Below are 14,382 nucleotides of genomic sequence, written 5' to 3'. Positions count from 1 at the left end.
GCGCTGGGCAGATGACAGACTCGGGCGACCCCTATATAGGCGGTTACGAAGGCTTTGTGCACGAAATTGGAGGAGTATCATGGTACTAGCAATCGGCGACGCCGCGCTTGGAAACTGGACCACCCGCGCCTACCACCGCAATTGGCTTCTCGCACAGGCAAACGGCCTTTTCGATTTCTTCCAGCACAACTCCGTCAACCCGAAAGGCGGCTTCTTCGATCTCGACGATGCCGGCAAACCGCTCAATGCCGCCGGTCAGGTCCGTCCGATCCACATAGCCTCACGCGCCGTTCATTGCTTTGCGATCGGCACGCTGCTCGGCCGTCCCGGTGCCTCCGACGTCGTGGATCATGGCATGCAGTACATCTGGAACCATCACCGTGACACCAAGAACGGCGGTTACTTCTGGTCGCTCGATGACAAGGGCCCCGTCGATTCAAACAAGCAGGGTTATGGCCACGCCTTCGTCCTGCTCGCAGCGTCCTCCGCCAAGACGGTCGGCCATCCGCTTGCCGACGGCATGCTTGCCGATATTGCCGAGGTCCTGAATACCAAGTTCTGGGAAGCCAAGCACGGCGCCATTGCCGAAGAGTTCACCGCCGACTGGCAGGCTCTCGACGGCGGCAACTACCGTGGCCAGAACTCCAACATGCATTTGACCGAAGCGCTGATGGCGGCCTTCGAGGCAACCGGCGACCGCGACTATGTCGCCAAGGCTGAAAGCATTGCTGATCTCGTCATTCGTCGAGCCGCCGGCTCCGTCGGTTGGCGCGTTGCCGAGCACTTCACCACCGATTGGGGCCTCGACAAGGATTACTATCATCCGAACGAAATGTTCCGCCCGGCAGGCACTACTCCTGGTCATTGGCTGGAGTGGGCGCGCCTCCTTCTCCAGCTCTGGGTGCTTGGCGGCAAGAAGCAGGAGTGGATGCCAGATGCGGCGAAGAGCCTGTTCTCGCAGTCGATCGCCCTCGGTTGGGACGACGACAAGGGCGGCTTCTTCTATACACTCGACTGGGAAGACAAGCCGGCCAAGCGCAACAAGCTGTGGTGGCCGGCCTGCGAGGGCGCTGCCGCCGCGCACTTCCTCAATGAGCACCTGCCAAGCGACTACCACGAGGAACATTACCGCAGGATCTGGAACGTGATCGAACGCGCCTTCATCGACCACAAGAATGGCGGTTGGCACGAGGAGCTGACGGAAAATCTGGTACCCTCACACAGCCTGTTCCCCGGCAAGGGCGACATCTACCACGCCCTGCAGGCCTGCCTGATCCCCCTCTTCCCCGCAACCGGAAGCCTAACCAAGGTCATTCCCGAGGCGGGCGGCAAGATCTGATATAGAGCGAGCGCCGCTTCAGTGGCGCTCGATCATCAAGTGGCGTCGCGTCGACGCCGTAACTTGAGCTGAGACCCGGCACAGCGTCGCAAAGTACGTCGTTGGAATGGCTGTGCGATAGAGAAGCGCGAGGTTTTGTTATGACGCGGGTTCCAAAGGCTAACTGGGCGGGAAGCTTTCACTATGGCTTTCGAGACTGCCTCTATCCGTCTTCGGTGGAAGCGGTCCGCGAAGTCGTGATGCGAGCGCCAAAGATAAAGACGGTGGGGTCAAGCCACTCATTCAATGCGATTGCCGATGGCGAAGTTGCCCTGGCGCTTGCCGATGTGCCAATCGACCCCGTCATCGAAGGCGATGGGAGACAGGTTTCCGTTGGCGGTCATTGCACCTATGGCGAGCTTGCGCTTTTCCTCCATGGCCATGGTCTTGCCGTACACAATCTAGCCTCCCTACCCCACATCTCCATTGCTGGCGCGATTGCCACGGCAACGCATGGCTCAGGCGACCGGAACGGCAATCTGGCGACAGCGGTCTCGGGATTGGAAATCGTCTCAGGCGACGGCCGCCTCGTGAAGGTGACCCGCGGCGATGCCGATTTCGCGGGCATGGTGGTGCATTTGGGCGCGCTTGGCGTCGTAACGCGCGTGACGCTTGACGTTCAGCCGGAGTTTCAGGTCGCACAGTGCGTCTACGAAGGATTGGCCTGGGACAAGCTTTTGGCCAACCTCGATGAGATCATGGCCTTGGGCTACAGCGTCAGCGTGTTCACGCAATGGGGTCAACAAGCAGGATCGATTTGGGTCAAGAGAACTGCGTCCGCCGAGGACTGGCCGGCCGACATCCACGGCGCAACACGCGCGATGGTCAACAGGCACCCCATAAGCGAATTGGACGCGCAAAACTCCACGGATCAGTTGGGGCAATATGGCCGCTGGTCCGACAGGCTCCCGCACTTCAAGATGGGCTTCACGCCCAGCAATGGCGAAGAGATACAGTCCGAGTTCCACCTTCCACGCAAACACGGCGCGGCAGCGATCGAAGCGCTGCTGTCGATCCGCGATAAATTTGCCCCCTTGGTGCAAGCGGGCGAACTCCGGACTGTCGCGGCGGACGAGCTATGGCTCAGTCCTCAGTATCACCGCGATACGCTGTCGTTCCACTTTACCTGGGTTCGGGATCAGGAGGCCGTGAATGCGGCCGTGGGGCATATCGAGCAGGCACTCTCGCCCTTCGCAGCCCTGCCGCATTGGGGCAAGGTCTTTACGGAGCGCAACATCGGCGCCAAATATGAAAAGCTTGCCGAGTTTGTCCGTCTTCGCGACAGGATGGATCCGGAACGGAGGTTCTCTAACCCGTGGTTGGAAGACGTTGTCTTCGGCTCGAACTGAGCGGCTGCCGTTGATGGGGGCTTCGCATACCTCGATTGGGTCCAGCTGAAGCCGTCCTCCCCATCCGATCGCTCGCAGCGTAAACCTGGCGTGCCAAGACACGCCAGGTGAAACAGCAATCACGCCAGGCGAAGGGCGTCGATGTCTTTCGCCAGCATCAATGCCAGCGCCTCGACCGCAAGATTGTGGTCGTCTCGCTGCGGCAAGCCGGATACGGTGACCGCGCCAATGCAGCCGGTGCCCTTCACATTGATCGGAAAGCTGCCGCCATGCGGCGCATAGTCGGCATCCGAAAGACCATTGTCGGCAACCGTCTTGCCCTTCTCCTTAAGATCGAGACCGATCGCGTAGCTGCTCTTGAAGTAGCGCAGCACCAGATTACGCTTGCGCCGCACCCACTGGACGTTGTCGGGCGTGACACCGGGCAGTGCCGCATAGAAGACGGGCATCGAATGCAGCGTAATGTCGATCGCGATCCCGTGGCCGCGCTCGGTTCCAAGTTCCTGCAGGAGCCTGCCGAGCTGCCATGCTGTCGTGAGATCGAAGGTGTCGAAACTCAGCACCTTCTCCTGTTCTGCAATCCGCTTAAGGTCGTCGTCCGGCATGGTCACGTGTGCTTCCTCTCCTGCAATGCTTTTGTTTGAACAAATGCAAGCGGAGGTGAAAAGTAAAGCGGAATCGTGGCGCTGCCCGGAAGCTTACAATTGGGGCGTCAGCATTTCGAAACGGTCACGGATCGTCGAACAGGTATCGCCGTCACAGGTCAGCCTGCTGCCCGCATCGGCGCAAAAACACTCATCGCGCCTGTAAAGGGCTTGGCCAGCGGCGACGCGTAGGAGCCGCGCTTGCTGGTCGACAGCCCAAGTGACACCAGCGCTTCCGCCTGCTTCACCGCCGCGGCTACGCCGTCGACAACGGGCACCCCGTAGATATCCTGCAGCTCGCGAGCCAGATCAGTCATCCCGGCGCAACCAAGCACGATCGCTTCGGCGCCATCCTCAGCAAGAGCACGCTCGATCTCGGCCCGGAGCTTGCCGATAGCACCCGAGGCGGGATCTTCGAGCTGAAGAACCGGAATATCGGAGGCGCGCACCTTCGCGCGGCCTCCCATGCCGTAGCGCCGCACGAGGTTGTCGATCAGGACGCGCGAACGCTCCAGCGTCGTCACGACGGTAAATCGCTGCGCCAGGAAGCCTGCGGTGGCGACCGCAGATTCGCAGAGCCCAAGCACCGGCACGTCGGCAAAGCTGCGCGCCGCATCTAGTCCCGTGTCGTCGAAGCAGGCGATGATGGCGGCATCGTATTCGCCAGCCCGCTCCTTGAGTTCGCTGAGAAGTCCCGGGATTGCGAGCGCTCCGTCATAATGTCCTTCGATCGATACCGGCCCCATGCGTGAGGTGGCGGCAATGATGGCGGTGCCGGACGCCGCGACCGCGCGGGCAGCAAAGGCGGCCTTGTCGGTCATGGTTTCAGTCGTATTGGGATTGACCAGAAGAATGCGCATTAGGGGTTAGCTTACCTTTGCCTGGCGCCGACGCAGCATGAGCATGATGCCGAGCGCGACGAGGATGATGGTGAAGGAAAACAACGTCGTGACCGTGCCTAGCGCATAGAGCACCGGCGTGGTGACGTTGGTGGTCATGCCGTAGATTTCGAGCGGCAACGTGTTGTAACTTCCTGACGTCATCAGCGTGCGGGCGAACTCGTCGTAAGAGAGCGTGAACCCGAACAGGCCGACACCGATCAGGCTGGGGGCAATCATCGGCAACACGACATGACGAAAGGTCTGCCACGAATTCGCGCCAAGATCGCGCGCAGCTTCTTCGTAGGCTGGCGAAAACCGGTTGAAGACGGCAAACATGATCAGCACGCCAAAGGGCAGCGTCCATGTCAGGTGCGCGCCGAAGGCGGACGAGTACCAGGCAGGCTTAAGGCCGCCCTGCTGGAAGACCACGCCGATCCCGAGCGAAATGATGATCGACGGAACCACCAGGCTCGCGACCGTTGCGTAGAAAAGCACGGTCGCGCCCCGGAAGCGGCGGCGGAACGCCAGGCCGGCCAACAGCGAGACTACTACGGTGACCACCATCACCATCAGCCCGAGCGTGAACGAGCGGCGGAAGGATGCGCCGAAACCCCCGACTGCCTGCTTCTCGAAGAGATTGTAGAACCAGTGAACGGAAACGCCATTCAGCGGGAATGTTAGGCCCCCGTCGGGCCCCTGGAAGGACAGGATCAGGATCGCCGAGAGTGGTCCGTAGAGGAACAGCACGAAGACAAGGAAGAAGGCAGCGAGCACGTAGAATTCAAAGGTGCGCTTCTCGTGGTTCATCTCAAAGCTCCTTACGAATATCGACGACGCGCAGGATGGCGGCGACCATCATCAGGACAACGATCAGAAGCACGACGGCATTCGCGGCAGCGGCCGGATACTGCAGCAGCGACATCTGGTTCTTCATCATCAGCGCGACCGAAGCGCTCTGGCCACCGGACATGACCTGCACGGTCGAAAAGTCGGCCATGACGAGGGTGACGACGAAGATCGAACCGATCGCGATACCGGGCTTTGCCAGCGGCAACACGACATTCCAGAGGATCTGCCAGCCGGTGGCCCCGGCGTCTCGCGCCGCCTCGAACAGCGACCGGTCGATGCGCATCAGCGTGTTGAAGATCGGCGTCACCATGAAGAGTGTGTAGAGATGCACCATGGCGAGAACCACGGCGAAATCGGAATAGAGCAGCCATTCGATCGGCTGCGGCACGATGCCCATCTGCACCAGCGCGGAGTTGACCAGACCGTTGCGGCCGAGCACCGGGATCCACGAGATCATGCGGATGATGTTGGAGGTCATGAACGGCACTGTGCAGACCAGAAACAGGATCATCTGCGTCGACGTGCGCCGGATATGAAAGGCGAGGAAATAGGCGACCCAGAAGCCGATGAAGAGTGTCAGGCTCCAGACGATCACCGTGAATTTCAAGGTGTTGAGATAGGTCTTCCAGGTGACCCATGAACCGAGCGTGTCGGTGTAGTTCATGGTCAGGAAATCAGGGTAGAGACCGGCGAAGTCGTAGTCCCAGAAACTAACGACGGCGATCATGGCGATCGGCAGGATGAAGAAGAAACCGAGAATGAGGATTAGCGGCGTCGCCTGCAGATAAGAGGCTGCCCATGTCGGCCATCCGATCCGTCGGCGGCTTGTCTGTTCCGATTGGTGCTCGGCCTGCGAAGACGCGATCGTCGCCATGTTTCCGGTCTCTCCGTTATAGACGCCCTCCCCCCAAAGGAACTGGGGAGAGGGCCTGGCAGAAGCGGTTGCCTTAGGCAGCGATGAACTCGTTCCAGCGGCGAACCATGTAGCGGTCTTCGTCCATGACGGAGTTCCAGCACGCCACATGACCCATGCGCTCTTCGAACGAACCACCGTCGCGAACGGCGCCGGCCTTCTCCATGACCTTGCCCTCAGGCGAGAGGATATCGCCCTGGGCGGCCTTGCCTTCGATCCAGTAGCCCCACTCGTCAGCCGTCATGAAGTTCTTGGCGGTGTCCATGCAGGCCGAGTAGTAGCCCTGGCGGTTGAGGTAGCCGCCGACCCAGCCCGACGTGTACCAGTTGATGTATTCATAGGCCGCGTCGAGCTGCGCGCCCTTGAGGTGCGAGGCAAGGCCGAGACCGCCGCCCCACGAGCGGTAGCCTTCCTTGAGCGGCTGATACTTGCAGGCGATGCCCTTGGAGCGGACGGCCGCGACAGCCGGCGACCACATGGACTGGATGACGACTTCGCCGGAGGCCATCAGGTTGACCGACTCGTCGAAGCTCTTCCAGAAGGCGCGGAACTGGCCGTCCTGCTTGGCCTTGATGAGGAACTCGATCGTCTTGTCGATCTCTTCCTTGGTCATGTTGCCCTTGTCGGCGTATTTGATGTTGCCGAGCGCTTCCATGATCATCGCGGCATCCATGATGCCGATCGACGGAATGTTGAGGATCGAGGTCTTGCCCTTGAACTTCGGGTCCATGATATCGGCCCAAGTGGTGATATCGCGACCGACGAGATCCGGACGAATGCCGAGCGTATCGGCATTGTAGATCGTCGGCATCATGGTGAAGAGCTCGGTTTCGCCCTTGGCGAAGGTCTTGGCGTCCGCGCTCTCGACATAGCCGACCGTGTGCGGCGCCGTGCCCTGCGCGATGACGCTGTCCGGCTTCAGCTTGCCGTTCTTGAACAACGGAACGACCTTGTCGTAGTACTTCAGCTTCTTCACATCCATCGGCTGGATGACGCCGGTCGGGTAAACCTTCTTCAGGATCCAGTATTCGATGTCGGCGATGTCATAGCTGTCAGGCTGCGTCACGGCGCGCTGGGCGGCGGCGTCGGAATCGGTCGCCGTCATCTCCAGCGTGATGCCGAGGTCCTTCTTGCACTGCTCGGCAATGGCGTTGATGTTGGAAACACCCGTGCCGAACTGGCGTAGCGTGATGTTGGACTGCGCCCAGATCGTCGGGAAGCCGGTGATAAGGCCCGAGCCTGCAGCAGCGCCGAGCGCGGCGGCGCCAGTTTTCAGCAGGCTGCGGCGGGAAATCCCGACCTCAGTCTTGGTCGTCTTCTTTTCAGTTGTCATGTCAGTTCCCCTTCTTTTTGCTGGTGAGGTTCATGCGCGGCCGAGGAGGACCGCGTCCTCCAGAGCCCATCTCAGAGACACCGCATCGCCGACCGATACGGGTTTGGCGAAATAATCGCCGTCACTCGCGATAACAGTGAAGTCGTCACTGCCCGCGCCGGCCACCGTGAGCTTCACCGAGGCGCCGCGATATTCGATATTGGAGACGACACCGTTGAAGCCGAGCGTCTTGTCGGAAGCCTTTTCGAGGCGCACACGATCCGTGCGGACGCCGATATCGACGCTCTCGCCGGCATGCTTGCCGTTGCCGCGCACCGAGAAGGTCTGCCCTTCCGGAACCTCGAGCGTAGTGACACCGCCATTTGAAGACACAACGCGGCCGGAAAGAACATTGTGATCGCCCATGAAGCGAGCGACGAAGGCGGTGGCCGGCTCCTCGAAGACCTTGCGCGGCGTTGCCGCCTGCTCGATCTTGCCGTCGTTCATGATGACGATGATATCGGCGAGCGCCATCGCCTCTTCCTGGCTGTGCGTCACGTGCACAAAGGTGATGCCGAGACTCTTCTGCAGCTTCTTCAGCTCCGCACGCATGCGGATCTTCAGGAAGGGATCGAGGGCTGAGAGCGGTTCATCGAGCAGCAGCGCTTCGGGATCTGTGATCAGCGCGCGCGCCAGCGCCACACGCTGTTGCTGGCCGCCAGAGAGCTGTGCCGGTCGCCTCGTCGCATAGGCGTCCATCTGCATCAGCTTCAACATGTCAAGCGCCTTGGCGCGCCGGTCCTCCTTCTCGACGCCCTTCATTTTCAGGCTGAAGGCGACGTTGTCGATGAGATCAAGATGCGGGAAGAGCGCATAGGACTGGAACATCATCGCGGTACCGCGCTTGGCCGGCGGAAAATCGGTGACGACGGTATTCCCGAGCCTGATATCGCCTGAGGAAATGCTTTCGTGCCCGGCGATCATGCGCAGCGTCGAGGTCTTGCCGCAGCCGGAAGGCCCGAGAAAGCAGCAGTAGGAGCCGGCCGGAATCTTCAGGCTGATGGAATGGACCGCCGTCGTGGCGCCATACACCTTGGAAACGGATACGATATCGATCTCTGCGGCTTTCGACATTGGTCTTCCCCTGTTTGAGAAAGACAATGCATCTGCCGTGCCAGTTTCTTTGCGGCGCACAAAACGTCAGGAAATCAAAGACTTCCGATCGATGCAACGTCATATATCAAAATTCAGGCAGCGGCGCCACATGCACACAAAATAGGCCATCGTCTGCAATTCGTGCAAAATATCGTATACAATTTAGCCTTCACTTTGCGCGCAAATTCCGTTTAACTTTTACGGGAAACGCAGATATCATTTCCCGGTCAAAAGGTATTTGTGTTCATGAAGCCCACCGCAACGGCCCTGCAGACTGCAGAGGATCCAGCCGATACAGGCACACAACAAATCCGCGACGCGATCCGCGATGCGATCGTCGAGCGGCGTCTGTCACCGGGAACGAAGCTGTCTGAAAGCGATGTCGGCAACTTGTTCAATGTCAGTCGCACGCTTGCGCGCGCCGCCTTGCAGGCTCTTTCCTATGAAGGTCTGGTCAGCGTCGAAAAGAATCGTGGCGCCTTCGTCGCCTACCCCTCGCCCGATGAGGCGCGCCAGATCTTTGCCGCCCGCCGTCTCGTGGAGCCCGGGATCTTGCGGGAGGCCGCGGCCAGAGTCACGCCTTCGCAAATCCAGCATCTGAAGCAATTGCTGCTCGAGGAAGGCCGCCTGATGGGCGAGCGCGGCCAGACGGCCCGGCGTGCCGAGATCAAGGCATCAGGCGACTTCCATCTGACGCTTGCTGCCATATCCGGCAACGCCATCATGCAGCGTTTCATGGATGAGCTTGTTGCCCGCTCATCGCTAGTGATCGCCCTCTACGGCCAATCGACCATATCGAGTTGCGGCCATTCCGAGCACGGCGACATCCTCGTCGCGATCGAGCGGAGCGATCTCGACGAGGCATGCAAGCTGATGCTGCACCACATTGCGCATATCGAGGCCGATCTCGACCTGCGCGAACGCAAGAGCGTCGGCCTCAAGGAAGCCTTCGAACCATAGCAAGTTTTATACGGGAAGCGGGATTGCGGCCCTACGACCGCAATCCAACCGTTCAGTTGCCGGAGCGGCGCTCGGCTGGCTGTTCTGCAACGGCGACAATGTCAGCCGTGCCATTGGCAAGCAGACGCTTGCGGACGAGGACGCCCATGACGCGGGCAGCCGTCGAAAAACTCATCTGGTCGAGCGGTCCTTCGCCCTCCCAGGGTTTGGTAAGCCGTTCTGTGACGGCTCCGACGATGTTCATCGGAACGATGTCGTCGCAGTGGCGCATCGCCTCGAAGACCTGACTGATGGGAACAACACGTCCCTCGAAAGTGACAATCGGCTCGGTGAGCTCCGTATCCCACTCTTCGAAGGCGTAGAGTGCTTCGCGGAAGAGTTCCTGAAGGGTGAACGGGGCATGTCCATCGTGAAGCGGCGGCAAGGCATTCGTCATGTCTGTCTCCTCTTTGGGGGCTAGTGCCATTCCTCCTCTTCGGCCGGCAGAGCTCGGGAAACAGAACTCAAGATTCCCCTGCGAGGCCGAAAACACGATCGATGTTATAGTGTAATATACGCGTGATAAAGCCCTTTATCGGCGCATCGGCTCCACCGCGCCCGACAAGAAACAAACAGGCCATTGATATTGCAGAGAATATCAATGGCCACCCGGCGTCAAAATTAGAGATTTCTGAACTGTTGGAGGATCACTGCGTGATCGAGAACGTCATGTTGACGGTGATGTTGTAGCTGGTTTCACCGCCCTGGACCGGGACGGCTGAGTCTGCCGTGGCCTTCATCATGGCGGCCCGAGCGACCGGCACCGGCTGTGGACGCGGCGACGTCTCGCTGATCTCGATCACGCGCCCGAGCTTCACGTCAGCTGCCCCGGCCAGCGTCTCCGCCTTCTCGATGGCATTGGCGACGGCATTCTTGCGAGCCTCCTCCATCACCTTTTCCGGCTTGTCGTTGGTGAATTGAATGTCGCCACCCTGATTGACACCGAGCGTGACGGCTTCGTCGAGGATGGCGCCCAGCTTGGACAGGTCGCGGACGCGCACGCTCAGGGAGTTGGAGACCTGGTAAGCGACCAACTGCGGCTGCTGTGGCTGACCATCGTTGGATTGCGGGTAGGTGAATTGCGGCTGCACTGAAAAGCCCGACGTCTGGAGATCGCGCTCGGCGATGCCTGCCTTTTTCAGCGCCGCCAGGACATCAGTCATCGACTTGTTGTTTTCGTCGAGCGCTTCGCGTGCGGTCTTTGACTGCTTCACGACGGAAAGGTTGAGCACCGCCATGTCGGGCGCGACGCTCGCCTGTCCCTCGCCACTGACGGAGATCACGGCCTCGCGCGGCTGCGAATCAGCAGCCAGTGTCGGCAACGCCATGGTGGCGATCGGAAGGCCAAGCAAAAGGCTGAAGGCAATGGTTCTGGTGTTCGGCAGCACGGTGTTTAACTCCCTGATTGTGAAGTCTCGATTGCCGTATTGCCGATTGATTGTGAAGCTATTGCGGCAGTCCCTTGTGAGCGCTCAAGAATTGCGTTAGAGCGAAACCCGTTCCGGGGAACCATTGCGCCGGACACGGCAGCCATGCTGTCGCCGGGCCTGTAGCTCAATGGTTAGAGCCGGCGGCTCATAACCGCTTGGTTGGGGGTTCGAGTCCCTCCGGGCCCACCATTTTTTCCAGGGATTTGCGCCGTGCGGCCCGTATCGCCGGCTTCTCCTGGTCGACAGGCGGACGGCTCTGCGTCGCCTCCTGTCCCGCATATTCTATAGGAGATAAGCGGTGTTTTCAAACACTTAGTGGGCCGCTGGATTGGTCACTCCCGCGACCCGCCGAGCCGTTTCGGCATTGGAACGCCACGGTTCCGCTCCGTTGGGGGTTCGAACCGCGCCGTCCTGCGGCGGCTAGGCGGGAATCCACTCGCGAAGTTCCAGCGGTTTGGTCAACGGAACGGTCAACAATTCAGGTCCTGTCCCGTGTATTGAACAACTGGGAAGTATGGGAGGAGCGATTTGCGATCAGGTCGCCGCTTTTCGCTTTGTTGGCCGTCACCACAGGCCGGTTGCGTCGCCCGCGTGGATGCATCACGGTCAACTCCAAACATACTCCAAATCTCAAGCCAATGCATTGGAATTGCTCCGGGGAGGTTCTTCCGGGCCTGTCTCCGTCCAAATCTCGGACATTGTAGCCGGCCGCTCTATGAGACCGGAAAAGCTACCCGCTTGGGACTCCACTCAAACGGTACGAAGCGCGGGTCGTTTGCCGGCGGCGAACTGAACCTTCGATCCCCGCGCCTTCGTCTATCAATCATCGCGACCTGGACCTAGCATCCACCGATCGCGGACTTCTTTTTGGTAGCCATTGGCACGGTTGCCAACGATGTACTCTGAAACACCACAGCCGCCGCCGATATGTCGCGACGGCTCCAACATTCCTTCCTCTCCTTCTATGCATCTTTTTGTCGTGGTCCCCTTGCGGATGCAACTCTCTTGACAAAGAACGCGATGTCATGCATATATGCAGCATCAAATCAATATTGGAGGCGACTGTGACTGAATACACTCAATTCCATGAGGCCGGAAGCGTGATATCGCGTCTGCGTGGCGAACTGGGAATCACGCAAGCAGTTCTGGCGGACAAGTCTGGACTTGATCAGAGCCGGATTTCGAGAATCGAAAAGGGCGAAGTTTCTCATGAGGCTGATATTGAAAAAGTTCTGGACGCGCTGATCTCCGCCGGGAGCACGGCCGCGGAGCAGTTCAAGCAATATGCTGGACGAGAATGGATTTACATTGAGCCGCCTTCTTTTTGGAATCCTGAGCGGGCTTGCTTGGAGATCACCGAGGAGACCCTGGAAAAAATTGCAGCCTTTCTCGACAATGAAGAGCGTCCTTGGCCCCTCAGGCGACAGATCGAACGACAGCGTGAATCCTTGATGAGAGCTGCGACTTTCCTAACGAAGCTCAACCATAACATTGCATTCATCGGCGACATGGGCGTCGGTAAATCGACAGCGATCAGTTTCCTCTTCGATCTCCTTGTTCCGCCGTCCATGGCCGACAAGACCATCAATCGACCTGTTCTGGAAACGGGTGCCGGTGGCACCACCATTTGCGAGGTTCACATAAAGGTCGGACCTGAATTCGGCCTCTCTCTCTTGCCGATGTCAGACGGCGAACTTCGTGAACTGGTGGCGGACTTCTGCGCGGCGAAGTGGTCAACCTACGTGAAGGAGCAGCGTGATGCCACGGATAGCGTAAACGTCAGTCGCGAAGCCGAGCGCGCCATCCGGAACATGGCTGGTCTTGCTCGGAAACGGGAGACTGTGGACGGAAAAATCATCTATCAGGACCCTGTACAGGACCTCGCAGTTTCGTGTGGTTCAGAGGAGGAATTCCGCACACGGGTTCTGGGATTCATTGGCTTGGATGAGCGTACCCGCCGCGAACTTTGGTATGATAGCTCAACCCGAAAAAATCCGATGGAATGGGTCACGGAGACTTTCAAAGCGGTCAACAATGGCCGCCTGCGAGATGTGCCGCTTCCCAAGAATATCGATCTCCTCATACCGAACTTCGGCAAGACGTTCGGGGAAATGCACATTGCGATTATTGACACCAAGGGGGTCGATGATGTTGCAGTGCGCGAGGACCTTGATCAGCGATTGAAGGACCCCCGCACTACGGTCGTGTTCTGCTCCCGGTTTAATGATGCCCCGGGTATGAGTTCTCGCGTTTTGCTCCAGCACATGCGGCAAACCTTTTCGGAGCGGTTTGACACCGGCAAGGTGTCCATCCTTGCTTTGCCTCGATCCGGCGAAGCTCGCGCAATGAAGGACGACATGGGGGAACAGGCTTTAACTGATTCAGAGGGCTACGAGTTCAAGCGTGTTCAAGTCACCTCTGAACTTGCTGCGGAAGACTCAGCAGGCGTTCCTATGTTTTTCTTCAACGTCGAGAACGATAGTGCAGAAGATATTAGGTCTGAACTTGCTGGGCAGCTAGCGCGGATGCGTAAGACTGTGGAGGTGCGTCTCTTCGACCTGTGCGCTGCGGCAGAAGAAATCATCGAGAACCACGAGGCTCAAGCTCTCAACGCCGCGATCGAGGAGGTAGCCAGCCGGCTTAATACCTTTCTTGCGGGCAATCGGCGTCTGGGCGCGAGAGAACGCCTTGCACATGTCGACGCCCTGAATACGATTCGTGGTGTGAGGTATGCCTCGACACTTTGGGCAGCGACACGTCGCAATGGCGAGTATGTCGGTCTCAATATCCTTCACCTTATTGGAGTTGGTGCCGCGCGCGACGCCAAGCTTAGGAGTGATGGATGGTTTGGTGCACTCGCAGCCTTTCTAAACTCCCTGAAGGCTGATGATGATTTGGCCTTGGCTGCGAAATCTATCGAGCAAATTGCCGCAAGTGCGGCAGCGTCCAAGCGGGCGTTCTTGGAGGCGGCGCAACGCGGAGGCATCGAAGTTTACCGGGAGCCCGTCTGCCAGTCACCGGCGTGGTCGTCATGTGCGGCGGAGTGGGGTGCCGGCCCTGGTTTCAAAGGGCGCGTCGCTCAACGTCTTGAGGACTGGTTCACTAAGCAAACGGGTCTCAAGGACAATTTGGAAGAAATGATCAACAGTCTATGGGAGAAAACTGTCATAGCACCTTTGCTCCGCCTCGTCGAAGAGAGTGCGCCCGAAGCTAGTCCGGTTCCGGACAATGTAATTAGCTTCCCTGGTAGAGCATCAGCATAAGCTGCCACACCAATCACAGCTTCCTAACGAGGAACGCGTTAGGCGATTAATTTGAAATAGGTATCCAATGTGTGCCGTTCAAAGCCGACGCGAATGCTTCTATCCATATCTTGCATTACGTCCTGACGCGAACGCTACGAAACGGCCTTAGGGGAATATATGAACCGCGTTGTAGCGTATGTGGGTCGTATAAATTGCTGAAAGGGTAC

The 14,382-nt window shown here is 58.9% G+C and carries 12 protein-coding genes, 1 tRNA gene and 1 pseudogene; 5 read left to right on the top strand and 9 right to left on the bottom strand.

Translation table 11 applies throughout. The features are described 5' to 3' along the window. Positions 1-79 precede the first annotated feature (79 nt). A complete protein-coding gene (locus tag AC1DPR_RS07820) occupies positions 80-1,339 on the top strand; it encodes an AGE family epimerase/isomerase (protein ID WP_113471567.1) in 1,260 nt (419 codons plus the stop codon). Between the two features lie 140 nt (positions 1,340-1,479). Beyond that, positions 1,480-2,727 carry a D-arabinono-1,4-lactone oxidase gene (locus AC1DPR_RS07815; protein WP_477816072.1) on the top strand — a complete coding sequence of 416 codons (1,248 nt, stop codon included), beginning with the start codon at positions 1,480-1,482 and terminating at the stop codon, positions 2,725-2,727. Between the two features lie 119 nt (positions 2,728-2,846). Here the strand turns inward: AC1DPR_RS07815 and AC1DPR_RS07810 are convergent, their stop codons facing one another. From AC1DPR_RS07810 to AC1DPR_RS07780, 7 genes and pseudogenes are all read right to left on the bottom strand, one after another. Next, complete coding sequence (locus tag AC1DPR_RS07810; RefSeq protein WP_018857133.1) at positions 2,847-3,332, bottom strand: heme-degrading domain-containing protein; 486 nt, start codon at positions 3,330-3,332, stop codon at positions 2,847-2,849. Between the two features lie 93 nt (positions 3,333-3,425). Beyond that, positions 3,426-3,509 (bottom strand): annotated as a pseudogene (locus AC1DPR_RS07805) (flavin reductase family protein); the annotation flags it as partial. Continuing rightward, entirely contained in the window at positions 3,491-4,231 is a 741-nt protein-coding gene (locus AC1DPR_RS07800; RefSeq protein ID WP_113471565.1) for an aspartate/glutamate racemase family protein, read from the bottom strand. The pseudogene AC1DPR_RS07805 and the gene AC1DPR_RS07800, both read right to left, overlap by 19 nt. A 6-nt stretch (positions 4,232-4,237) precedes the next feature. Further along, on the bottom strand, positions 4,238-5,059 hold the full coding sequence (locus tag AC1DPR_RS07795; protein ID WP_113471564.1) for an ABC transporter permease: 822 nt from the start codon (positions 5,057-5,059) through the stop codon (positions 4,238-4,240). Position 5,060: 1 nt separating this feature from the next. Then, positions 5,061-5,975, bottom strand: coding sequence for an ABC transporter permease (locus AC1DPR_RS07790; RefSeq protein ID WP_018116581.1), 915 nt, complete (start codon positions 5,973-5,975; stop codon positions 5,061-5,063). 73 nt (positions 5,976-6,048) lie between these two features. Continuing rightward, entirely contained in the window at positions 6,049-7,347 is a 1,299-nt protein-coding gene (locus AC1DPR_RS07785) for an ABC transporter substrate-binding protein (RefSeq protein WP_018116582.1), read from the bottom strand. Between the two features lie 30 nt (positions 7,348-7,377). Further along, complete coding sequence (locus tag AC1DPR_RS07780; protein ID WP_018857136.1) at positions 7,378-8,460, bottom strand: ABC transporter ATP-binding protein; 1,083 nt, start codon at positions 8,458-8,460, stop codon at positions 7,378-7,380. Positions 8,461-8,727: 267 nt separating this feature from the next. Between AC1DPR_RS07780 and AC1DPR_RS07775 the strand changes: the two genes are divergently transcribed. Further along, a complete protein-coding gene (locus tag AC1DPR_RS07775; RefSeq protein WP_026371783.1) occupies positions 8,728-9,441 on the top strand; it encodes a GntR family transcriptional regulator in 714 nt (237 codons plus the stop codon). A 52-nt stretch (positions 9,442-9,493) separates the two neighbouring features. On the opposite strand, the gene AC1DPR_RS07770 is transcribed toward AC1DPR_RS07775, so the two are convergent. Next, positions 9,494-9,877 (bottom strand): BRA0787 family protein, encoded by a 384-nt coding sequence (locus tag AC1DPR_RS07770; protein WP_018116585.1) that lies wholly within the window; start codon positions 9,875-9,877, stop codon positions 9,494-9,496. Between the two features lie 250 nt (positions 9,878-10,127). Next, positions 10,128-10,808 carry an SIMPL domain-containing protein gene (locus AC1DPR_RS07765; RefSeq protein ID WP_245267951.1) on the bottom strand — a complete coding sequence of 227 codons (681 nt, stop codon included), beginning with the start codon at positions 10,806-10,808 and terminating at the stop codon, positions 10,128-10,130. Between the two features lie 215 nt (positions 10,809-11,023). Here AC1DPR_RS07765 and AC1DPR_RS07760 point away from each other — a divergent pair. Further along, positions 11,024-11,099: transfer RNA gene (locus tag AC1DPR_RS07760), tRNA-Ile, on the top strand. Positions 11,100-11,974: 875 nt separating this feature from the next. Further along, positions 11,975-14,173: a helix-turn-helix domain-containing protein gene (locus AC1DPR_RS07755; protein ID WP_477816071.1), complete on the top strand. Its 2,199-nt coding sequence runs from the start codon at positions 11,975-11,977 to the stop codon at positions 14,171-14,173. Positions 14,174-14,382: the final 209 nt, after the last annotated feature.

This window comes from Rhizobium sp. 01T417, assembly GCF_056398905.1.
This window is presented reverse-complemented; position numbering and strand designations above follow the sequence as displayed.